Annotated in this window: 21 protein-coding genes and 1 pseudogene; 7 read left to right on the top strand and 15 right to left on the bottom strand. The window is 67.7% G+C overall.

The annotated features are described in order from the left end of the window. The first annotated feature begins 2 nt into the window (after positions 1-2). The 7 genes and pseudogenes from HMPREF9056_RS06130 to HMPREF9056_RS06105 all read left to right on the top strand — a co-directional run bounded on the left by HMPREF9056_RS06130 (position 3) and on the right by HMPREF9056_RS06105 (position 6,162). Positions 3-1,211 carry an MFS transporter gene (locus HMPREF9056_RS06130; RefSeq protein ID WP_034514038.1) on the top strand — a complete coding sequence of 403 codons (1,209 nt, stop codon included), beginning with the start codon at positions 3-5 and terminating at the stop codon, positions 1,209-1,211. Further along, positions 1,204-2,916 (top strand): ABC-ATPase domain-containing protein, encoded by a 1,713-nt coding sequence (locus tag HMPREF9056_RS06125; protein ID WP_034514036.1) that lies wholly within the window; start codon positions 1,204-1,206, stop codon positions 2,914-2,916. The genes HMPREF9056_RS06130 and HMPREF9056_RS06125 overlap by 8 nt, the downstream gene beginning before the upstream one ends. Positions 2,917-2,936: 20 nt before the next feature. After that, positions 2,937-3,239: a hypothetical protein gene (locus tag HMPREF9056_RS13105; protein ID WP_009403805.1), complete on the top strand. Its 303-nt coding sequence runs from the start codon at positions 2,937-2,939 to the stop codon at positions 3,237-3,239. Positions 3,240-3,433: 194 nt separating this feature from the next. Further along, positions 3,434-3,565, top strand: a complete 132-nt coding sequence (locus HMPREF9056_RS14885) for a hypothetical protein (protein ID WP_009403802.1) — start codon at positions 3,434-3,436, stop codon at positions 3,563-3,565. Between the two features lie 432 nt (positions 3,566-3,997). After that, positions 3,998-4,253, top strand: a pseudogene (gene purU, locus HMPREF9056_RS14100) (formyltetrahydrofolate deformylase); the annotation flags it as partial. 362 nt (positions 4,254-4,615) lie between these two features. Beyond that, positions 4,616-4,978, top strand: a complete 363-nt coding sequence (locus HMPREF9056_RS14095; protein WP_216593603.1) for a helix-turn-helix transcriptional regulator — start codon at positions 4,616-4,618, stop codon at positions 4,976-4,978. A gap of 659 nt (positions 4,979-5,637) precedes the next feature. Then, the gene (locus HMPREF9056_RS06105) at positions 5,638-6,162 is read left to right on the top strand and encodes a DinB family protein (protein WP_009403797.1); all 525 of its coding nucleotides are present in this window, start codon (positions 5,638-5,640) and stop codon (positions 6,160-6,162) included. A gap of 138 nt (positions 6,163-6,300) precedes the next feature. Here HMPREF9056_RS06105 and HMPREF9056_RS06100 read toward each other — a convergent pair whose 3' ends face one another. The 15 genes from HMPREF9056_RS06100 to HMPREF9056_RS06030 form a co-directional block, all read right to left on the bottom strand. After that, on the bottom strand, positions 6,301-7,536 hold the full coding sequence (locus tag HMPREF9056_RS06100) for an N-acetylglucosamine-6-phosphate deacetylase (RefSeq protein WP_172635247.1): 1,236 nt from the start codon (positions 7,534-7,536) through the stop codon (positions 6,301-6,303). 108 nt (positions 7,537-7,644) lie between these two features. Continuing rightward, positions 7,645-8,904, bottom strand: a complete 1,260-nt coding sequence (locus HMPREF9056_RS06095; protein WP_034514029.1) for a crosslink repair DNA glycosylase YcaQ family protein — start codon at positions 8,902-8,904, stop codon at positions 7,645-7,647. Between the two features lie 12 nt (positions 8,905-8,916). Beyond that, positions 8,917-9,612 (bottom strand): endonuclease NucS, encoded by a 696-nt coding sequence (gene nucS / locus HMPREF9056_RS06090; RefSeq protein ID WP_009403794.1) that lies wholly within the window; start codon positions 9,610-9,612, stop codon positions 8,917-8,919. Positions 9,613-9,855: 243 nt separating this feature from the next. Beyond that, positions 9,856-10,272 carry a DUF2550 family protein gene (locus HMPREF9056_RS06085; RefSeq protein ID WP_009403792.1) on the bottom strand — a complete coding sequence of 139 codons (417 nt, stop codon included), beginning with the start codon at positions 10,270-10,272 and terminating at the stop codon, positions 9,856-9,858. Positions 10,273-10,275: 3 nt separating this feature from the next. Beyond that, on the bottom strand, positions 10,276-10,542 hold the full coding sequence (locus HMPREF9056_RS06080; protein WP_009403791.1) for a F0F1 ATP synthase subunit epsilon: 267 nt from the start codon (positions 10,540-10,542) through the stop codon (positions 10,276-10,278). Positions 10,543-10,585: 43 nt separating this feature from the next. Next, on the bottom strand, positions 10,586-12,022 hold the full coding sequence (gene atpD / locus HMPREF9056_RS06075) for a F0F1 ATP synthase subunit beta (protein WP_009403790.1): 1,437 nt from the start codon (positions 12,020-12,022) through the stop codon (positions 10,586-10,588). A 93-nt stretch (positions 12,023-12,115) separates the two neighbouring features. Further along, complete coding sequence (locus HMPREF9056_RS06070) at positions 12,116-13,060, bottom strand: F0F1 ATP synthase subunit gamma (protein ID WP_009403789.1); 945 nt, start codon at positions 13,058-13,060, stop codon at positions 12,116-12,118. 1 nt (position 13,061) lies between these two features. Beyond that, positions 13,062-14,693 carry a F0F1 ATP synthase subunit alpha gene (atpA, locus tag HMPREF9056_RS06065; protein ID WP_009403788.1) on the bottom strand — a complete coding sequence of 544 codons (1,632 nt, stop codon included), beginning with the start codon at positions 14,691-14,693 and terminating at the stop codon, positions 13,062-13,064. Between the two features lie 122 nt (positions 14,694-14,815). Then, the gene (locus HMPREF9056_RS06060; protein ID WP_009403787.1) at positions 14,816-15,631 is read right to left on the bottom strand and encodes a F0F1 ATP synthase subunit delta; all 816 of its coding nucleotides are present in this window, start codon (positions 15,629-15,631) and stop codon (positions 14,816-14,818) included. Further along, the gene (locus HMPREF9056_RS06055) at positions 15,628-16,233 is read right to left on the bottom strand and encodes a F0F1 ATP synthase subunit B (protein WP_009403786.1); all 606 of its coding nucleotides are present in this window, start codon (positions 16,231-16,233) and stop codon (positions 15,628-15,630) included. Before HMPREF9056_RS06055 ends, HMPREF9056_RS06060 begins: the two co-directional genes overlap by 4 nt. Then, positions 16,233-16,442 (bottom strand): ATP synthase F0 subunit C, encoded by a 210-nt coding sequence (gene atpE, locus HMPREF9056_RS06050; protein ID WP_003785325.1) that lies wholly within the window; start codon positions 16,440-16,442, stop codon positions 16,233-16,235. The genes HMPREF9056_RS06055 and atpE overlap by 1 nt, the downstream gene beginning before the upstream one ends. Positions 16,443-16,523: 81 nt before the next feature. Beyond that, complete coding sequence (gene atpB, locus HMPREF9056_RS06045; protein WP_003785323.1) at positions 16,524-17,342, bottom strand: F0F1 ATP synthase subunit A; 819 nt, start codon at positions 17,340-17,342, stop codon at positions 16,524-16,526. Between the two features lie 274 nt (positions 17,343-17,616). Beyond that, positions 17,617-18,138, bottom strand: coding sequence for a hypothetical protein (locus HMPREF9056_RS06040; protein WP_034514025.1), 522 nt, complete (start codon positions 18,136-18,138; stop codon positions 17,617-17,619). Continuing rightward, positions 18,135-19,400: an MraY family glycosyltransferase gene (locus HMPREF9056_RS06035; RefSeq protein ID WP_009403784.1), complete on the bottom strand. Its 1,266-nt coding sequence runs from the start codon at positions 19,398-19,400 to the stop codon at positions 18,135-18,137. The genes HMPREF9056_RS06040 and HMPREF9056_RS06035 overlap by 4 nt, the downstream gene beginning before the upstream one ends. Beyond that, positions 19,397-20,137, bottom strand: a complete 741-nt coding sequence (locus HMPREF9056_RS06030; RefSeq protein WP_009403783.1) for an L-threonylcarbamoyladenylate synthase — start codon at positions 20,135-20,137, stop codon at positions 19,397-19,399. The genes HMPREF9056_RS06035 and HMPREF9056_RS06030 overlap by 4 nt, the downstream gene beginning before the upstream one ends. Positions 20,138-20,143: the final 6 nt, after the last annotated feature.

Below are 20,143 nucleotides of genomic sequence, written 5' to 3'. Positions count from 1 at the left end.
CGATGACTACCACCCCTACCTCTCGCGCAGCGAGCGCGACTCCAGCCCGCGCCACCGCTGTGGCCGGAGCCATTCTCTTCACCGACATGCTTCTCCAGGGACTCGCCATCCCGGTGCTGCCACTATTACCCGCAGTCGTTGAACAAGGCGCAGCCGCAATCGGCATCCTCTTCGCTTCGTATGCGGTGGCCATGGTGGTTGCCACGCTCTTCGCCGGACGCCTCGTCGATCGCCGCGGTCCAAAGGGTCCGCTCGTGACCGGCCTGATCGTTCTAGCGATTGCAACCCTACTATTTGCCACCGGTGGGCCCTATTGGCTCCTCTTAGTCGCCCGCTTCGTCCAGGGGATAGCTGGCGGCGTCGCATGGGTCGCGGCCTTGTCACTCATTGCAGCCACAACAGGTTTTGATAAACGTGGTCAGATGATGGGTATCGCAATGTCCACCGTGACTCTAGGCGTACTTGTCGGTCCGCCGTTGGCTGGTTTCCTCGTTGATGCGTTTGGGCCTGCCTCGCCGTTCTTGACAGCAACAGTCGTCGCCATCGTTGATCTCATCCTGCTAGTAGCCTTCATTCCAGGGTCGCCCCGACAAACCGACGACACAGCTGGGCCCTTCACCGTGCTCCGCGTACCAGGATCAGCCTCCATCGTTGCCGCGATCGCGATCGGGGCCGCGGTCCTCGCTGCGGTGCAACCAGTACTTCCCGGCCACCTGGGAGCACAGGCGACGAGCACTACGATCGGCATGCTCTTCGGCATCAGCGCACTCGTGAGCATCATCGCGAACCCAATCGTGGGCAGATTCGTCGCCTCAGTATCGCCTCGACTGCTTATCGGCATCGGCATCGTGGCCGTCGTTGCCGCACTGCTTGTTCTCGGCTGGTCGACCAGCATCTGGCAGGTCGCTGTTGGCATGGGCATTCTAGGCCTGTCGTCGGCAATGTTGCTCGCCCCGGCCACCACGCTCATCAGCGAACAAGGATTCCGATCGACCCCTCCGACACTCGGCGGCTCATTCGCGCTCTACAACCTCGCATACGCAGCAGGTCTGACTATCGGACCACTAATGACCGGGTTTGGAGTCCAGAAGACCGGATTCATCACCGCGATGGTAATTGCTGCTGTCGTGCTTTCAATACTTGGCGGCGTAGCCCTTATTAGGCTGCCTAGCCTCCAGAACGTCGCTGTCCCCGAGGACAGCCATGCCTAATCGCAGGACCCTCGAGCGTACCCTCACCCAAATCGACGGGCGGGGGTATGCCTCGTACAAACAGCTCATAGGCACCTACCAGCTCGGCACCATCCAACTAGCCATTGACCACATTCAGGTCGATCCCTACGCTCCACCATCACGTATGCGAGTTATCCTCGACCCTAACACAGCAAAGCTTCCTGCTGATCTGACCAATGACGTGACCGGACGGCGAGCGGTCGCCGACTTCCTCACACGCCGGTTCTCCGAGATCGCCCACTACGTGCTACCACCCCCCTCCGGAACTGGCAATAGTGGGTTAGTCAGCATCGGCCAGCCAGGCCAGGAAATCCTCGAACGCACCAGCGTCGTCATCGCCTCAGACCGTATCGAAGCACGCATCGATGTTGGACTGCCTGCATCGGGACGCAGAGCCCGTGGCCTTAAAGCCTCGAAGCTCCTGACCTCTCTCTTACCGAAGGTTACCGAGGCGTCGCTCGTGTTCGCGAATCTCGACCAGCACGCCCTTCGAGAGCACGTGGTCCTGCACCGCGATCAAGAATGGCTGCGATCCCAGCTGTCTCCCAGGGGTCTAGTCGCCTTTGTTGGCGATGGTGCAATCCTGCCTCGTCGTTCTGGAGACTCGGACCTCCCCCTGTCCGACAAAGCTGCAGTACCTTTCAGCAGCCCGGATAGTCTGCGCGTGAACTTTCAACTGCCCAGTGGACAACGGATTGCAGGGATGGGCATCCCTGAAGGCGTGACTATCATCGTTGGAGGTGGCTACCACGGCAAGTCGACTCTTCTCCGCGCGATCGAACGCGGCGTCTATCCTCATGTCGCCGGCGACGGCCGGGAATGGGTCATCAGCCGCGCCGATGCAGTCAGCATCAGAGCCGAGGACGGCCGTGCCGTCACCGGCGTCAATATTTCACCATTTATCTCAAACCTTCCCTCTGGTATCGATACTCGGTCCTTCAGCACCACAAATGCCAGCGGTTCGACCTCTCAAGCTACGAACCTAGTCGAGGCCATCGATGCTGGTGCGTCGACGCTGTTAATCGACGAGGACACATCAGCAACGAACTTTATGATCCGAGACGAACGTATGCGCACCCTGATCCCAGCGGACAGGGAGCCCATTACGCCGTTCGTCGACCGTGTCCAGCCGATATTCACCGAGCTTGGAGTCTCGACAATCCTCGTGGCCGGGGGTTCTGGAGCGTTTTTCAGCGCCGCTGATCGGATCATCTCGCTCGACCACTACGTCGCACACGACGTCACGAACGAGGCGCGCAAGATCGCCCCAGAGCCCTGGGAGGCTGGAAGGAATTCCAGCTCTCTAGTATTCTCCTACGATTGGGCCTCCCGGGTCCCGACTCCGAGCTCCCTAGTGCGAGAGGTGAACCAGAAGCCAGCAAAATCGAGAGGTACGACAATCCTATTCGCGGGTGAGACGATCGACCTCAGTGCTGTGACCCAGCTCGTCGACCCAGCACAGAATCAGGCCATCGCCCGAGCCCTCGACAGGATCACGGCACTCGCCGACGGCCGGATGTCCATCAGAGATCTGATACTCACAGTTGAGGGCCGCATCGACACAGATGGGCTCGACTGGTTGTCACCGTTCAACGGGCACCCAGGTCATTTGGCAAGGCCTCGGCATTACGAGTTACACGCTGCTCTCAATCGGTTGCGTGGACTGTGCCTTACAGGAACATAATTAGGCCTGCTCACACCGAGGTGGATGTTGAGTTACTGAAGACGGTTGCCCGTCAACGGTTGGTCGCCATCCAAGACGAGCTCGATTTCGGTGATGGGCGGCCTGTTCAGGTCGCTTTGCCGATCACTTCCAGCAGCGCTAAACGCTTGTGGAACGCCTTGGTCGAGGTCTACGACGAGTTGGGGCTCGCTACGGCCAGTGCTGATGATGAAGTGTTCCGGTCGTTGGTGCTGCCAGGCCGATCGGGCCAATCAGCAAGCTCCATACGACATGTCCTAGAGGAGGTCGGCGTGGTGGCCTCGGTGTACGCCACACCGGGATGACGACAACGGTTCGCAGGTGCATGCGCAGCGCATGTGGGAATGGGGCCGGCCACACTGGTGCTCTTTGACGTGTCCACGCTCTACTTCGAAACCGTCCAAGGTGATGGGTTCCGCGAGCCCGGATTCAGTAAGGAACAACAGCTGGATTCACAGATCACGATCGGTTTGCTCACCGACGCTCGGGGTTCCCGCTCATGATAGAGGCGTTCGAGGGCAACAAAGTCGAGACGATCACGTTCCTGCCATCGCTGCGCGCCTTCCAGGAGGCCCTTCAGTTCCCGGAAGTGACGGTGGCGGCGGATACAGGCATGCTCTCGGCATGGTGAACTGCGCACCCTATCGAGGGCCGGACTACGGTTCATCGTCTGCCAGAAGATCCCCGATGTGCCCTATGCGGTGGTTCAATGGATGGCCGAGCATCCTGATCAGAATCCGTCCGATGGGCTGGTGTTGACCCAACCGTGGACGTGCTGTCCGGCAGGCCAGCAAGTGAAGGAGATGATCTACCATCAGTACCGAACTGAGGCCGCGCCCGCCGAACGCCACGTGGGATCCATAAGCAGGTTGGCAAGGTCAAACGTGCTGTGGCGGACAAGGCGCCGATGAAGCGGAACCGATTCATCAAATTCACCGACGCCAAGAAATCGGTCAATCGTGAACTGGGAGCCAAAGCGCGCACCGGGATGGAAGGGCCACATCACTAACCTCACCAGAACGGCTCCCACATGACAAGAGACTGCTGGGGCCCGCGTGGGCCGGTGGTACGGGTGGTGGGCAACCACGAGACGCTGCGGGACGTCGCCGAGTTCTACGGGGTGCCCTTCCACCACATCGCGGTCACCAAGGACACCAAGGAGGCCGCCGAGGCCGAGCTGCTGGGGCCACGAGGACCCGGTGGCCACGCTGCAGGCCAAGGGGCAGGACGTCGAACGCCGGGTTCTGGCGCAGGCGGTGCGCTGGCACACCGAGCACCGGGTACTGCTCAACGGGCACCGCACCGTCGTCTTCGCCTGAGCACGGCACGGGCCCACTCTCTGGCCCCACCGCCCATTGTCCTGACCTGAGCGGGAGCGCCGACCCGCTGCCGCACGGACGGCGGGGTGCCCGACTCACACCCTCCGGATCTCGCTTCCTGCTCGTGGCCATTGCGCGTTCTCCGCTGAGCCGGCGCGGTTCCCGGGGACCACCGACGCCGAACTCGTGCCGCCTGCGGCCAGCTACCCACATCTGGAGTCCTGTTTCGTGACGGTTCCGTCCGCCATCGGGCCACGATGGTCAGGTGTCGGGCGCGATTGACGCGCCCGACTGCTGACCTGAGGAAGGAGCGGGCGATGGATGGGGTGTGGCCTCCGCCAGGATGGGGTCCGGACGGCGACATGGACGACTCGGGCGGCACGGAGTGCTGGGGCGGCGGCGAGGACTTCAAGCAGGGAGGGAAAGGACCGGAGAGGCCACCTCTCTATGATCCGCCTCCTCGGTCTCCCAGCCGGGCGATGTGTGAGGAGACGCTGGCATGCATCGTGGCGGGGAACGTCCGCCTCGAGGCGGCGAGGGTCGGGGTCACGCAGGCGGATCTGGCGCAGATTCTGGGCATGTCACGCTCAGCGGTGTCGTTGAGATACACGGGCCGGGTCGCTTGGCGCATTGATGAGCTCGAGCGTGTTGCCTGGTACTTGAACTTCCCCGTGACCGACCTGCTGGAGAAGCCCAAGAAGGCACACCGAATCCGGTCATTGTGAACCCGATACGGGCGGGGTACTGACGATCTGCTTGGCCAGGTTGAGGACTTCCTCGGCTTTCCGGGGCAGTGCCGGTTCAGTTCTTGACAGCCTGGGCTGAGCGCACTCCGGGCTGAGTGGCGGGCCCGTGGAGTGTCGTTCTGCTGACGTGACCGTTGGTGGAATCGTGCGAGGTCAGGTGGTGTCGGTCCACCTGAGGTCAACGCCTCGGCGGCCGTCAGCCTGGGTGTTTCGCTCAGGTGGCGCGAATCCACCTGGGCTGGCAGGGTTGACCGTTGGTATGGGAGGGGCTTGCCCCCTCCACCTCACCTCACATCCCGTCACCTCAGCTCGCATCGCGCGAGCAAACATCACGACACCGAAACACCATCCCCCAGGGGCGGAGCCCCGCGCCCGAGATGGAGCCCCCTGGGTTGAAACCCGCCTCCCTGGGCTGGAGTCCCGCTCAAGCCCTGCCATCTCAGCTATCCCAATGCAAACGGGCCCCACACAACCACCCCCTCCACACCCAGAAGCCAGGCACCCAGCAACGCAGTCGTGCATATCGTGGACTGAGACCTGGGAGAGCACGTGCAGAGAGTCGTCCAGAAAGACACTGCGGCCTATCAGCTCCTCACAGCGCTTACTGCCGCGCCGGCCTCGGCACGTAGCCTGACATCATGACGACTCTCGAGATGCTCATTGACGTCCTGTCCCGGTCCCGCGAGCGCTTCGACCGCGCCTTCGATGGCGTCACGCTGGAGCAGGCCAACACCCGGCCCGCCCCGGACCTGGCGCCCCGCATCGACTCCCTGACCTGGTTGGCCTGGCACACGGCTCGCGAGCTCGACGTCCAGGTCGCGCCCCTGGCGGGCGTCGAGCCCGTCTGGATCACTAGCGGCCACCGGGAGCGCCTCGCCCTGCCCCTGCCCGACGACACCGAGGACTGGCGCCACACACCCGAGCAGGCCGCCCAGGTCGTCGTCGGCGACCTCGGCCTCCTCTTCGCCTACCTCGACGACGCCTACGCGCTCGCCATCACCTACCTGCGCTCCCTCACGCCGGAAACACTCGACGACATCGTCGACGACTCCTGGGATCCGCCCGTCACCAGGGCCGTTCGCCTGGCCTCGGTCATCGATGACGCCGCCCAGCACTCCGGCCAGGCCGTCTACACCCGCCGGCTCCTGGGTCTGCCCGGCTGATCGGTCCGCGTCGCCCAACCGAGCGGCGCTCGCCCCCGCACCACGCGTTCGCCCCGACCTGGTGGTTCAGGTCGGGGCGAACGCCTCCCACATGACAAGAGACTGCTGGGGCCCGCGCGGGCCGATGGTGCGGGAGGATCAGGCGGCGGGCTCCACCGCCTCACCACGACGCAGCACGGTGACGGGCCGCAGGTCCGCATCAGTGACGACGACGTCGGCCCACAGGCCCGCCCGCAGCGCCCCCACGGATGGGTTGCCGAGGATCTGCGCGCCCTGGACGCTGGCGGCGTAGACGGCGTCGACCAGGTCGACTCCCCCGCGCCAGGTGGTGCGCACGACGTCAATGAGGTGGGCGGTTCCCCCGGCGATCGCGCCACCCTCAGTGAGGCGGGCGACGCCGTCGGCCACGGTGACCGGCTGGGAGCCGAGCACGTAGTCGCCGTCGGCCATGCCGGCCGCGGCCATGGCGTCGGTGACCAGGACGACGTTATCGCGCCCCAGGGTCTCGAACATATCCAGGACGATGGCGGGGTTGAGGTGCACGCCGTCGCCGATCATCTCCAGGACGCACTCGCCGCGCTGGGCGGCCGCCAGGAACTCGGGTACGGGTCCGGGCGTGCGGTGATGCATAGGGCGCATGCCGTTGAACAGGTGGGTGGCGGTCGATCGCGGGGCACGGACCGTCTTGCCGGTCTCGAGGCGCTCGGCGATGCGGGCGGCGGCGTCGGCCAGGGCGGCGCGCACGGGGGCGGCCTCGGAGTCGGTGTGCCCGAAGGATGGCAGCGCCCCGCCCTCGATGAGGGCCGCGTTGACGCCGTCGTCGCCGGTGATGCCGGGCTTCTCCGGGGCGATGGTCATGGTGACGACGTGCCCGCCGCCGAGCTCGATGAGCTCACGGGTCAGGGCGGCATCGGGGTCGATGATGTAGGTGGGGTCCTGGGCACCGCAGCGCTCGACCGAGACGAAGGGCCCCTCGAAGTGGATGCCGGCGAGCTCGCCGTCCTCGCACAGCCCCGCCAGGACCCGGGTGCGCGCACGCAGGACGTCGGGAGCGGCCGTCACGCAGGAGGCCACGAGCGACGTGGTGCCGAAGCGGCGGTGCTCGAGCACGGAGACCATCGCCTGCTCGGCGGTCTCGGCGTTGGGGAAGGACTCGCCGCCGCCGCCGTGGCAGTGGACGTCCACCAGTCCTGGCAGGAGGTAACCTCCCTCGGGTGCGGCCTGCGCCTGCTCGACGACGTCTCCGAAGCCGGCCCGGGCGGCCTGGTCAGCGGGCCCGACCCACGCGATGTGGGTTCCCGACAGGACGACCGCCCCGTCGTCGATGATGTGGTCGGGGGTGACGACACGCCCCCGCAGTGCGCGGACCTGCATGGCTTCGTTGCTCATGAATCGGATTCTGTCACTACTCCAGACGTCAGACAACATCGTTCGGGGCGTCTTCTCCCCCACACTGCGCGGCGGAGGCCAGTTCCGGTCAGGTCATCCGGCCAGGCGCTGCTCCATGCGGGACACTGCCCGGTTGACATCGCGCTCCACACGGGCCGATGGCGCCGCCCCGTCCTTCCACAGCAGGCCCTCGCCGACCGGACGCACGGCGACGAGACGGCCGCGGTCCACCAGGATCGGGCGGAACATGCCGTTGCTCGCCGGGCAGATGAGGCGCTCGCCGGCGTCGTCGGTCAGGCAGGAGCGGTCCTTGTAGCCCACGTGCAGCTCGTCGAAGGAGCCCAGGAAGTGCGTGGCCTGCGCGGCGGCGCGGTGGGCGGACAGGAGGTCGGGCAGGTCGGCGCGCATGTAGAGCAGGCCGGCCTTCGGGGCCGACTCGCCGGGGCCGAGCACCCGCAGGCCGCCGTTCGCCCCGCCCTCGGCGACCGCACGCACGAGCGGAACGCGGGTACCGGCCGGATCACCGGCGCCATCGGCCGACGCCGCGGTCTGCTCCTCCCCCAGCTCGACGGCGTCCTCCAGGGCGCGGGCGGCCTGCGTCTTGGGCAGCGTGGTCCAGCGGGCCAGGTCCTCGGCACTGACCGGACCGTGGCCGGCCGCGTAGCGGTAGGCGATGTGCGCGCACGCGGCACGGTGGCCCACCCCGCCGTGGACGACGTCGGCTCCGGCGGGCCCGGAGTCGGCGTCGGGCAGGGGACGCGCATCCATGACGAGGTGCTCGTTGCCGGACCGCGGCCCCTGAACGAGGATTCCCTCGCGCTGGAGACGCACCAGGAGGTGACGGCGCCGGTAGGAGGAAACGTCCTCACCGCGGAAGGCCTCCATAAGACCGGCCTCCTGCCAGGCCGCCAGCAGCACCGAGCGCATCAGGGGCCCCTGGTCGCTGATGAGACCAAGGGCCACCTCGGCGGCACGCTCGCACAGGGCAGCATCGACGCCGTAAGCCTCCTCACTGCGCCGGACCCAGGCGTCGGTGCGGTGCATGAGGGCGGCCCGCAGCCAGTGGTGGTCCGCGGCGGTAGTGATGTGGACGGTGCCGCGCATGGGCCAGGAGCGCACCAGGTCACCCCGTGCGAAGGCGGCCTCGACGTCGGCCGGGGTGGCCGCGGGGGCGCGCACGAGCAGAGCGTGCGGAACGGCGGAGACCTGCTGGCCCTGGATGGCGAGTCTGCCCGCCACCGCCTGGACGACGTCGGACGCGGCGGTGGCCGGGATGAGGCCCTGGGAGATGATGCGGGCCAGGCTCACCTCGCGTGGCAGCGGCGCGGAGGAGTCTCGGGCAGCAGCAGGCACGCTTGTCCCCTCTCAGAACAGTCGGGAGGCCGGGTCGTCCATGCCGCGCATGGCGTCGTAGTCGAGGGTGACGCAGCGGATGCCGCGATCCTCGGCCAGGACGCGGGCCTGGGGTTTGATCGTCTGGGCGGCGAAGACGCCTTGGACAGGGGTGAGCAGCGGGTCGCGGTCCAGGAGCTCGAGGTAGCGGGTGAGTTGCTCGACGCCGTCGATCCCGCCGACGCGCTTGATCTCCACGGCCACGGAGCGGCCCTCGGAGTCCTTGGCCATGATGTCGACCGGGCCGATGGCGGTGGGGAACTCGCGGCGCACCAGGCGGTAGCCGGTGCCCAGGACCTCGATCTGCTCGGCCAGGAGCTCCTGGAGGTGGGCCTCGACGCCGTCCTTGGTCAGGCCCGGATCCACGCCCAGCTCGTGGCTGACGTCGGAGAAGGTCTCGAAGATGCGGATGACGAGGCGGTCGTCGGTCTTGGAGGCGCGCACCTCCCAGACCTCGCGCACGCCGTCGGCGGCGGCCTCCTCATCCGGATCGGTGACGGCCAGGCGGGCCGGGGCGCTCATCCAGTTCAGGGGCTTGTAGGAGCCGCCGTCGGAATGGACGAGGACCGAGCCGTCGGCCTTGAGCATGAGCACGCGGGTGGCTCGGGGCAGGTGGGCGTCCAGGCGGCCGGAGTAGTCGACGGAGCAGGAGGCGATAACGAGGCGCACCCGTCCACCCTAGCGGGGCGGACCGAGGCTCGGCGCGACGCCGGGGCCGGCAGGCCTGAGCATCGTGTCACCCGCCTGACGTCCGTCCGTTATCCAGGTACGGCACCCGCACCGGATCAGGGCCCGTTTCTCAGACATGATCCGGCGCCGGAGGCCGTAGCACCAGGAGACCGTGACCCCGCCGTCGAGAACGTGCGTCATGATCAAGGACTGTGATGTCCTACAGATGACTGGGAACGGGGCTCAGTAGAGGCTGGGTTGCTCGGGGGACGCGGACTCCACCCAGGCGACCAGCGCCGAGTGCGACTCCTCCATCATGGCCAGGTCGAAGCCGTCGGGGCCGGCGGTGGCGTCCACGCAGTGCACCTCGACGACGCGCCCCTGCTCCCGGCGCCGCCTGGCCGCGGAGAGCTCCAGATCCAGGCGCCTCCACACCCGTGAGGGTCGCGTGGACAACGACATGAGCCGGTACCACTCCAGGGAGTCGAGCCGGAAGGAGGCGACCCCGCTCAGCCAGCGCTGACCCCCGGCGGGGCGCATCGCGCACTCGAAGGAACCGACTTGCCCGGCCAGGTAGCGCAAGCGTGCCAGGAAGCCGCCTGTCAGCAGCACGAGGGCGATGGCGACGATCGCCACGATCATCCACACGTGCTGCCCCATGCCTCAGGCCTCCGCGTCCTGCTTCACATGATCGGCGGCGATCGTGATGACGTCGTGGTCCACGGAGCAGAACCCGCCGGACACCTCGATCCTGCGCATCTCGCCGCCGACGGGACTCAGTCGCACCGGCCCGGATCCCAGGACCGCCAGGAGGGGCTGACGGCCGGGCAGGATGCCCAGCTCCCCGTTGATCAGGGGCACGGAGACCTGCGTCGCCTCACCGGTCCAGGCCTCGCCCGCCGGCGAGACCACCTCAACACTCAAGGCCATGTCCCCTCCTTTCCTGCACCCGGTTCTACCCGGATCCTACGTCTCAGTCCTTGAGCTCGGCGGCACGACGCTCCAGGTCCTCAATGCCGCCGATGTTGAAGAAGGCCTGCTCCGGCAGGTGATCGTAGTCGCCGTCGCAGATGCGGCGGAACGCCTCGATGGTCTCCGACAGCGGCACGGTGGAGCCGGCCACGCCGGTGAACTTCTCCGCCATGTAGGTGTTCTGGGACAGGAACTGCTCGATGCGGCGGGCACGGGCCACCGTCACCTTGTCCTCCTCGCCGAGCTCGTCGACGCCGAGGATCGCGATGATGTCCTGGAGCTCCTTGTTCTTCTGGAGGATGGACTTCACACGGGTGGCGACGTCGTAGTGCTCCTGACCCACGTAGCCGGGGGCCAGCAGGCGCGAGGTGGAGGTCAGCGGGTCCACGGCCGGGTAGATGCCGCGCGAGGCGATCTCGCGGCTGAGCTCGGTGGTGGCGTCCAGGTGGGCGAAGGTCGTGGCCGGCGCCGGGTCGGTGTAGTCGTCGGCGGGCACGTAGATCGCCTGCAGGGAGGTGATGGAGTGGCCGCCGGCCGAGGTGATGCGCTCCTGGAGCTGGCCCATCTCGTCGGCCAGGTTGGGCTGGTAGCCCACGGCCGAGGGCATGCGGCCCAGCAGCGTGGAGACCTCGGAACCGGCCTGGGTGAAGCGGAAGATGTTGTCGATGAACAGCAGCACGTCCTGGTGCTGGACGTCGCGGAAGTACTCGGCCATCGTCAGGGCGGACAGGGCCACGCGCAGACGCGTGCCCGGCGGCTCGTCCATCTGGCCGAAGACCAGGGCGGTCTTGTCGAACACGCCGGCCTCGTCCATCTCGACGATGAGGTCGTTGCCCTCGCGGGTACGCTCCCCCACCCCGGCGAACACGGAGACACCGCCGTGGTTCTGGGCCACGCGCTGGATCATCTCCTGGATGAGGACGGTCTTGCCCACGCCGGCGCCGCCGAACAGGCCGATCTTGCCGCCCTGGACGTAGGGGGTGAGCAGGTCGATGACCTTGATGCCGGTCTCGAACATCTGCTCCTTGGACTCGAGCTGGTCGAAGGCCGGGGGCTGGCGGTGGATGGGCCAGCGCTCGGCGATCTCCAGCTGCTCGCCGGGGCCGAGGTTGAGGACGTCTCCGGTGACGTTGAAGACGTGGCCCTTGGTCACGTCGCCCACGGGCACGGAGATCGGCGCGCCGGTGTCGCGCACCTGCGAGCCGCGCACGAGGCCGTCAGTGGGCTTGAGGGAGATCGTGCGCACGATGTTGTCGCCTAGATGCTGGGCGACCTCCAGGGTGATCTCGTGGGGCTCCTCGCCGGCACTGGTGGCCTGGACGGTCACCTTGAGGGCGTTGTACATCGCCGGGATCGCATCAGGCGGGAACTCGACGTCGACGACGGCGCCGATGATGCGGGTGATGCGTCCCGTCCCGGGGGTGGTGGTGTCAGCCATGTGCGTTCTTCCGTATCTTCCAGAGCTGAGAGGGGGTCCTGCTCGGTGAGGTGAGTCTGTGTGGGGTCTCGACGACGTCGGGGGCTACCCGGCCTATTCGGCCCCCAGGGCGTCGGCACCCGAGACGATCTCGGTGATCTCCTGGGTGATGTCGCCCTGGCGCGCCGCGTTGGCCAGGCGGGTGTAGGTGATGATGAGGTCCTCGGCGTTGTCCGTGGCCGTGTGCATGGCCTGCTGGCGGCTGGCCAGCTCGGAGGCGGCCGACTGCAGCAGGGCGTTGCGGATGCGGGTGCCCATGTAGCGGGTCAGGAGGGCGTCGAGCATCTCGGAGGGCCCGGGCTCGAACTCGTAGAGCGGCATGGAGCTGCCGCGCTTCTCCGCCAGCTCCTTCTCCAGGGCCTCGTTGCCGGCGTCGTCGAGCTCACCGGCCCCCTCGACGTCGACCACCTTGAGCGGCAGCATGCGACGCACCTCGGGGACCTGGGAGACCATCGAGACGTAGCGGGTGAAGACGATGTGGACCTCGGCCACGCCGCCGGCCTCGGCCGGCTGGAGGAAGTAGTCCAGCAGGGTGGTGGCCACCTCCTCAATGGCCTGGTCACTGGGACGGTCCGACTGCCCGGTCCAGGAGAACTCGATCGGCGTGCCGCGAAAGCTGAAATAGTTCTGGGCGCGCCGGCCGAAGGTGAAGATCACCGGCTCCTTGCCGTCCTTGGTCAGCTCCTCGATGAGGCGGCCGGTCTCGCGCAGGATGGTGGCCGAGTAGGCGCCGGCCATGCCGCGGTCGGAGGTGACCACGAGGATCGCCACGCGGTTGGTGTCCGTGCGCTCCTGGGTAATGGGGTGCTCGAACCGGGAGTAGGTCCCCAGGGCGGCCACCGCCTGGCTCAGGGCGTGGTCGTAGGGCGAGGCCTCCTGCGCGTTGCGGCGCGCCTGCCCGATCCGGGACGAGGCGATGAGCTCCATCGCCCGGAACACCTTCTGGAGGGTCTGGGTCGATCGAATGCGCTGCTTGTAGACGCGCTGGTTTCCTGCCACGTCAGCCCCTCTTGACCACGAGCTGCTCGGTGGTCCTCTCGGCGGTGGGCTCCTCCTCGGGCTCGGCGACCTGCGCGCCCAGCATCTGCTCGCCGGAGGCGAAGGTGCGCCGGAAGGCCTCGACGGCCTCGACCAGGGCCTCCTCGGTCTCGTCGGTGAGCTGCCCGGTGGACTCGATGGAGTCCAGGATGTCGGTGTTGCGCCGCAGGTGGTCCAGGAAGGCCTCCTCGAAGGGCAGGACGTCGGCGACGTCGAGGTCGTCGAGGTAGCCCTTGGTGCCGGCCCAGACGCTGGCGACCTGCTCGGCCACCGGGTACGGGGTGTACTGGGGCTGCTTAAGCAGCTCCATGAGGCGCTCGCCGCGAGTGAGCTGAGCGCGGGTGGCGGCGTCCAGGTCGGAGGCGAACATGGCGAAGGCCTGCATGGAGCGGTACTGGGCCAGCGTGATCTTGAGGGTTCCGGCGACCTTCTTCATGGCCTTGACCTGGGCGGCGCCGCCCACGCGGGACACGGAGATACCGACGTCAACGGCGGGGCGTTGGTCGGCGTTGAACAGGTCGGACTGGAGGAAGATCTGCCCGTCGGTGATCGAGATGACGTTGGTGGGGATGTAGGCCGAGACGTCATTGGCCTTGGTCTCGATGATCGGCAGCCCGGTCATGGAGCCCGCCCCCAGGTCGTCGGAGAGCTTGGAGCAGCGCTCCAGCAGACGCGAGTGCAGGTAGAAGACGTCACCGGGGTAGGCCTCGCGGCCCGGCGGGCGGCGCAGCAGCAGGGAGACGGCGCGATAGGCCTCGGCCTGCTTGGACAGGTCGTCGAAGACGATGAGGACGTGCTTGCCCTGATACATCCAGTGCTGGCCGATGGCTGAGCCCGTGTAGGGCGAGAGGTACTTGAAACCGGCGGGGTCGGAGGCCGGGGAGGCGACGATGGTGGTGTACTCCAGGGCGCCGCGCTCCTCCAGGGCGGCGCGCACCGAGGCGATGGTGGAGCCCTTCTGACCGGTGGCCACATAGATGCAGCGCACCTGCTTGTCGGGGTCACCGGTCTCCCAGGCGGCCTTCTGATTGAGAATGGTGTCCAGGGCGATGGCGGTCTTGCCGGTCTGGCGGTCGCCGATGATGAGCTGGCGCTGTCCGCGGCCGATCGGGATCATCGAGTCGATGGCCTTGAGCCCGGTCTGAAGGGGCTCGTGGACGGACTTGCGGGACATGACACCGGGGGCCTGGAGCTCCAGGGCCCGGCGGCCCTCAGCATCGATCTCGCCCAGGCCATCGATGGGCCGGCCCAGCGGGTCGACGACGCGGCCCAGGTAGGCATCACCCACGGGCACGGAGAGGACCTCCCCGGTGCGGCGCACGACTTGGCCCTCGTCGATGCCGTCGAAGGAGCCCAGGACGACGACGCCGATCCTGCGCTCCTCGAGATTCATCGCCAGGCCGGCGGTACCGTCCTCGAAGGTGAGCAGCTCGTTGGCCATGACACCAGGCAGGCCCTCGACGTGCGCGATGCCGTCAGCGGCGAAGACGACGTGCCCGACCTCCTCGGCCGCGACCTCGGCGGGCTTGTAGGACTCGGCGAACTCGTTCAGGGCCGAGCGGATCTCCTCGGGCCTGATGGTCAGCTCTGCCATCTCGTCTCCTTGCTGGTTGCGTTCTGAGGGCCGGCGGCGCTGGGCGTGAGCGACGACGGCACGGGGTGGGGTGGTGAAGTTGTGGGGACCGGTGCAGGAGGCGGCGCTGGGCGCGTTGCCCGCTATCCGGCCAGGCGGGTGCGCAGCTCGGCGACGGCGCCGCGCACGGTGTGGTCCAGGACGTGGTTACGGATCATGACACGCGCCCCACCGATGACCTCGGGGTCGACCTCGCAGTTGAGATCGATGCGGGTGCCCAGGCGGCGCTCCAGGATGGTACGCAGGCGCGACTCCTGGGCCGTGGTCATGGGGACGGCTGTGACGACGTCGGCGATGGTGCGTTGGCGCATGGCGGCGGCCAGCTCGACGACGCGGCGCAGGTTGCGCAGCGGCCCGCCCTCGGCGCGGTGACGCACGCACCAGCGCAGCAGGCTCATGGCCGGAGCGCTGACGTGGGGGCCGAAGACGGCCTCGGCCAGACGGACGCGGGCCTCGGTGCGGGTGCGGCGCGAGGGCGCCAGGGCGTCGCGCAGCTCGCGGTCGTCGGCAATCCGCTCGTGGACGTCGAAGAGCTGCTGCTCGATCTCACCGACCGCGCCGTCGGCGTGGGCACCGGCGAGGATCGCCTCGATGCCCAGGTCATGGAGGGCGGAGATGAGGTCGACCGGCTTGGACCAGCGGCCGCGGACCATGGCGCTGAGCAGGTCGACGACGCGCCCGTCCACAGTTCCCTCGAAGAGTCTGCGAGCCAGTACCGCCTTGTCCTCGGACTCGCGGCCCGGGTCGGTCAAGGGGCCGGACAGCGAGTGGACGGCGACCTGGTGGGCCAGGGCGAGGATCTGACGCCCCAGCTCCTGTCCCTCGACTCCCGCCGCCGCGAGCACCGGGCTCCAGGCCTGGCTCACGGTCTCACGGGTGGCTCCGGTCCCGGTTCTCACGGCTTCTCCTCCGCAGCGGGCTCAGAGACGGGGCCGGTGGTCACTGGTGCGTCAACGCCCTCGACCGGGGGCATGGCCTCGAGCTCGTCGAGGAAGCGGTCGATGACGCGCTCGGACAGGGCCGTGTCCTTGAGCTGCTCACCGACGATCCGCTCAGCCAGGGTGGAGGCGAGCATACCGACGTCGGTGCGAAGCGAGATCTGCGCGGCCTGCTTGTCCGCCAGGATCTGACGCTGGGCACCCTGAAGAATGCCGGCGGCCTCGGTCTGAGCATCGGTACGGGCCTGGGCGACGACCTCCTTGGCCTCGCTCTGTGCGTTGTCGCGGATGCGGGCGGCCTCGCGGCGGGCCTCGTCCACGAGCCGGGCGGCGCGCTTCTCGGCGTCGGCCTGGTCCTGCTCGGCCTTGTCAGCCAGGTCGAGGCCCTCCTGGATGCGCCGGGCGCGCTCGTCCAGCACGGCGTAGAGCCGAGGCAGGGCGAAGCGGCCCACCACCAGGAGGATGAGCAGGAGGACGATCGCCGCCCAGAAGATCTCATAGAGCGGAGGCAGGATGAAGGCGGTCCCCCCTCCCTGCCCGCTCTCGGCAGCCAGGGGAAGCATCACTTGACGACGAGCGGCATGACGAAGCCGATAAGGGCCAGGGCCTCGACCATGCCCGCACCGATGATCATGTTGGTGAACAGGCGTCCGGCCACCTCGGGCTGACGGGCCGTGGCCTCCTGGGTCTTGCCGACCAGCAGACCAATGCCGACGCCCGGGCCGAGCGTGGCCAGGCCGTAGCCGACGTATGCGAGAGCAGCGGAGGTCATATGTGGTTCCTTCTTTCTGGCGCCGATGGCGCAGGTGGGGTCAGAGGGTCGTGAAGAGCCTCAGGGACAGGTCGGTGACGTCTAGTGGGCCTCGATGGAGAGCTTGATATAGACGGCGCTGAGGATGGTGAAGATGTAGGCCTGCAGGACCGCGACGAAGACCTCGAACAGGGTCACCGCGATCATGGCTGCGCCGGTGAGGAAACTTGCCGCCGAAGACGCCTGTAGGTGCAGGAGCAGACTGGTGGTCCCGAAGAAGGTCATGGCGAGCAGCATGTGCCCGGAGACCATGTTGCACAGCAGACGCAGGGTGAGCGTCACCGGCCGAACAATGAAGTTCGAGAGGAACTCGATGGGGGTGATGAGCAGGTACATCACCTTGGGCAGCCCCGGAGGCAGGAGCTGGGAGGCGAGGAAGTGACCGATTCCCTGCTCCCTGATTCCGGCACCGATGAAGGTGATGTATGTCAGGGCCGCGAACACCAGGGGCACCGCCACCACCGAGGAGGCGGCGATGTTGAGTCCCGGGATGATGCCGGCGATGTTCATGGCCAGCACTCCCAGGAAGAGGGTCCCCAGCAGGGGGGCGAAGCGGCGTCCGTTCTTATTGCCCAGAAGCATGAGGGCCACATTGCTGCGCACGAAGTCGGCGATGAGCTCGAGCACGGCCTGGCCGCGCCCGGGGACGGTCTTGAGCCGGCTGGCGGCCACCCCCACCGTCAGGCACAAGGCGACCCCCATGACGACGCGGACGAGGGTGAGCCGGTTGAACTCCAGGAACGTACCCTGGCCAAAGAGCGCTTCGGGGAAGAAGTCCTCGACGCCGGGTGAGTGAGGGTGCTGAGTGAAGGCGGGCACCGCAGTCAGCACGATCACCGCAACCAGGACAACCAGGAGCACCCAGTACCACAGCGGTTTGACGAACGGCTTGGCGTCAGCCGTCCGCGGCGCGGCGACGTCGTCGACTGCCGCGTCGCTCTCGGTGACGGTGTTGGTGGACAGGAGATCCTCCCGATGTCTCTCACGCTTCGAAGTCTGGCCTGATGTCTGCCCCGAACAGGCCTGCTAACCACTGGTAATGCTAGCGCCTAGGAATGGTTCAACGAAGCAAAATCAGCAGGCGCATCCCGATTCATCGTCCTTGCCGCCTCCCGAGGTTGAACCCACGCCTCGGTCAGGACCGACCCGTCGGCCCTCCCTTCATCGGCTCCACAGCAAGGATTCGTGCTCGCGTCAGGACGGTCACCTCGGCGAACAGGCTTACCAGTACAGCAACGATGAGTGAGACCCCAATCACTCGAGTGTCCAGCCCGATCACCCGACCGCCGAGGAGTACCAGGGCCAGCAGGGAGATTCTCGCGAGGTAACCGCCGCCCATCCAGGCAGCCATGAGTCCCATCCCGGAGCGCACCATGCGGGCCAGAACCCACCACGTGGAGGCCAGGAGCAGCGCCGTCGCCACCGCGGCCACTGGAAGGGTCCCGGTCGGGCGGGCCACGCCTCCGGTCATGCCGCCACCTACGCACCAGAGGAGCTCAAGCGCCACCAGGACCCCGGTGGCAATCGTCAGGATCCGACGCAGCCGGGCAACAGAGTCGATCAGGACTGCGGTGTTGCGACTGGTCCCCCCGGTCGGTCCCGGCTGCTCGTCGGCAGGTTGCTGCGACATCGGGCCGGAGCCGTGTGCTGTACTCATGCGTCCGTCTCCTCGGGATGGTGGGCGGGAGCCGTTGACACGGCAGCCGACACGACGGCTCCTTGCGGCGCCTGCCCCTGGGCCGGGCGCGTCACCTCACCGGTTCCCGAGACATTGCGGGAGATGACGATCCGCTGCTCCTGGCGATCCTGGCGCCGGCGCAGCGCCGAGCGCAGGCCGTGGCGCACCCCGGGCATGAGGTCAACGGTGACGACGAAGGCGAACAGGATCGCGATGGCGGCCCCCACCATGACCCAGGGCAGAGGGAAGAAGGCCATGGCGGCCACGGGGAAGGACGCGACGGCGGCCCACAGGTACATGACCAGGACGGCGCGGCGGTGTGAGTGGCCGGCCGCCAGGAGCCGGTGGTGCATGTGCATGCGGTCGGGGTGGGTGGGGCTGAGCCCCTTCCGCGTGCGGCGCACGATCGCCATGATCATGTCGGTCAGGGGCAGCAGGAGGACGGCCAGCGGCAGGAGGATCGGCATGAAGGCGGGCAGAGCACGCGAGCCGTCGAAGCTGCCGGGGTCGATCTGCCCGGTGATGATGATGGTGGAGGCGGCCGAGACCAGCCCCAGCTGCATCGCCCCGGAGTCGCCCATGAAGATGGTGGCCGGGTTGAAGTTGTGGGGCAGGAAGCCCAGGCACACGCCGATGAGGGCGGCCACGATCGTGGCCGCCAGCGAGCTGTAGGAGCCTGGGCTCGTGGCTCGAGTGAGGACGTAGGTGTATAGGAAGAAGGCGGTCGAGCCGATCCCGATGATGCCCGCCGCCAGCCCGTCGAGGCCGTCGACGAAGTTGACGGCGTTGATGGCGGCCACGACGACGATGACGGTGGAGATGAGGGACAGGCGCGAGGACCCGATGGTCAGCCCTGCCACGGGGAAGGTGAGGAGCTGGACGCCCTGCCAGGCCATGACGCCGGCGGCCAGGATCTGTCCGGCGAGCTTGGTCATCCAGTCCAGCTCCCACAGGTCGTCGACGACGCCGAGCAGGCATACCAGCCCCGCCCCCAGGACCACGGCCCAGGCGCTGGAGTCGATGACGTCAGAGAGGTAGGGGATCTGCGAGGCCACGGAGATCGCGGAGAACAGGCCGAAGAACATGGCCACCCCGCCCAGGCGCGGGATGGGGGTGGAGTGGACGTCGCGGGCCCGCACGGGAGTGAGCGCATTGCTCACTAAGGCGACGTGCCGGATGATCGGCACGGCCACGTAGGTGGCCACGGTGGCGACGGCCATGACCAGGAGGTAGACCCTCACGCGCCCACCTCCGGCTTGTTGTGCGTTGCCTGCGCGGTCTGCTCGGCGACGTTGACACCGGCCACTCGCTCCAGGTCCGCGGGCGAGAGGACCCCTTTGCGCAGAATGCGGGGGGAGCAGGCGTGCGCCCCGGCGAGGGTGACGATGGTGGAGGGAACCGGACCGGACGTGGCTCCACCGTCGAGCAGAAGGATGTCCTCGGTCCCGACGGCGTCGACTCCCCGGACCCGTCCGGGGAAGGCGGCCCGGGCGGAGGCGGCGTCGGTCGCGGGCGGTGCGCCGGTGGGGTTGGCGGAGGTCACGGCCAGCGGGCCGCTGCGGCGCAGGAGGTCCAGGGCGAGCTCGTGGTCGGGCATACGTATGGCGATGGTGCCGCTGGTCTCGCCCAGGTCCCAGGTCAGGGCCGCATCGGCGTCGAGGATGAGGGTCAGCGGCCCCGGCCAGAAGGCCTCCATGAGGATGCGCGCGGCCTCCGGCACCTGGGCGACGACGCCGGTCAGGTCGGCGGGGCCGGCCACGAGCACCGGCGGAGGCATCTGACGTCCGCGCCCCTTGGAGGCCAGCAACCGTTCGACCGCCCCAGCATCGGCGGCGTTGCATCCGATGCCGTAGACGGTGTCCGTGGGCAGGATGACCAGCCCGCCTGCGCGCAGGTGCTCGCAGGCCGGTTGGAGGGCGTCGAGGTGGGAATGAGCGGTGCTCGCGGAGGGCTGCGGGGGTTGGCTCACGTGCCGCATCCTGCC

The sequence above is a fragment of the Actinomyces sp. oral taxon 170 str. F0386 genome, from assembly GCF_000195595.1.
Lineage (GTDB): Bacteria > Actinomycetota > Actinomycetes > Actinomycetales > Actinomycetaceae > Actinomyces.
This window is presented reverse-complemented; position numbering and strand designations above follow the sequence as displayed.

Coding starts and splice junctions, on each gene's coding strand:
- HMPREF9056_RS06130 (WP_034514038.1), top strand. CDS start 3: ATGACTACCACCCCTACCTCTCGCGCAGCGAGCGCGACTCCAGCCCGC.
- HMPREF9056_RS06125 (WP_034514036.1), top strand. CDS start 1,204: ATGCCTAATCGCAGGACCCTCGAGCGTACCCTCACCCAAATCGACGGG.
- HMPREF9056_RS14885 (WP_009403802.1), top strand. CDS start 3,434: ATGATAGAGGCGTTCGAGGGCAACAAAGTCGAGACGATCACGTTCCTG.
- HMPREF9056_RS14095 (WP_216593603.1), top strand. CDS start 4,616: ATGGACGACTCGGGCGGCACGGAGTGCTGGGGCGGCGGCGAGGACTTC.
- HMPREF9056_RS06105 (WP_009403797.1), top strand. CDS start 5,638: ATGACGACTCTCGAGATGCTCATTGACGTCCTGTCCCGGTCCCGCGAG.
- HMPREF9056_RS06100 (WP_172635247.1), bottom strand. CDS start 7,536: ATGCAGGTCCGCGCACTGCGGGGGCGTGTCGTCACCCCCGACCACATC.
- HMPREF9056_RS06085 (WP_009403792.1), bottom strand. CDS start 10,272: ATGGGGCAGCACGTGTGGATGATCGTGGCGATCGTCGCCATCGCCCTC.
- HMPREF9056_RS06080 (WP_009403791.1), bottom strand. CDS start 10,542: ATGGCCTTGAGTGTTGAGGTGGTCTCGCCGGCGGGCGAGGCCTGGACC.
- atpD (WP_009403790.1), bottom strand. CDS start 12,022: ATGGCTGACACCACCACCCCCGGGACGGGACGCATCACCCGCATCATC.
- atpA (WP_009403788.1), bottom strand. CDS start 14,693: ATGGCAGAGCTGACCATCAGGCCCGAGGAGATCCGCTCGGCCCTGAAC.
- HMPREF9056_RS06055 (WP_009403786.1), bottom strand. CDS start 16,233: ATGCTTCCCCTGGCTGCCGAGAGCGGGCAGGGAGGGGGGACCGCCTTC.
- atpE (WP_003785325.1), bottom strand. CDS start 16,442: ATGACCTCCGCTGCTCTCGCATACGTCGGCTACGGCCTGGCCACGCTC.
- HMPREF9056_RS06040 (WP_034514025.1), bottom strand. CDS start 18,138: ATGAGTACAGCACACGGCTCCGGCCCGATGTCGCAGCAACCTGCCGAC.
- HMPREF9056_RS06030 (WP_009403783.1), bottom strand. CDS start 20,137: ATGCGGCACGTGAGCCAACCCCCGCAGCCCTCCGCGAGCACCGCTCAT.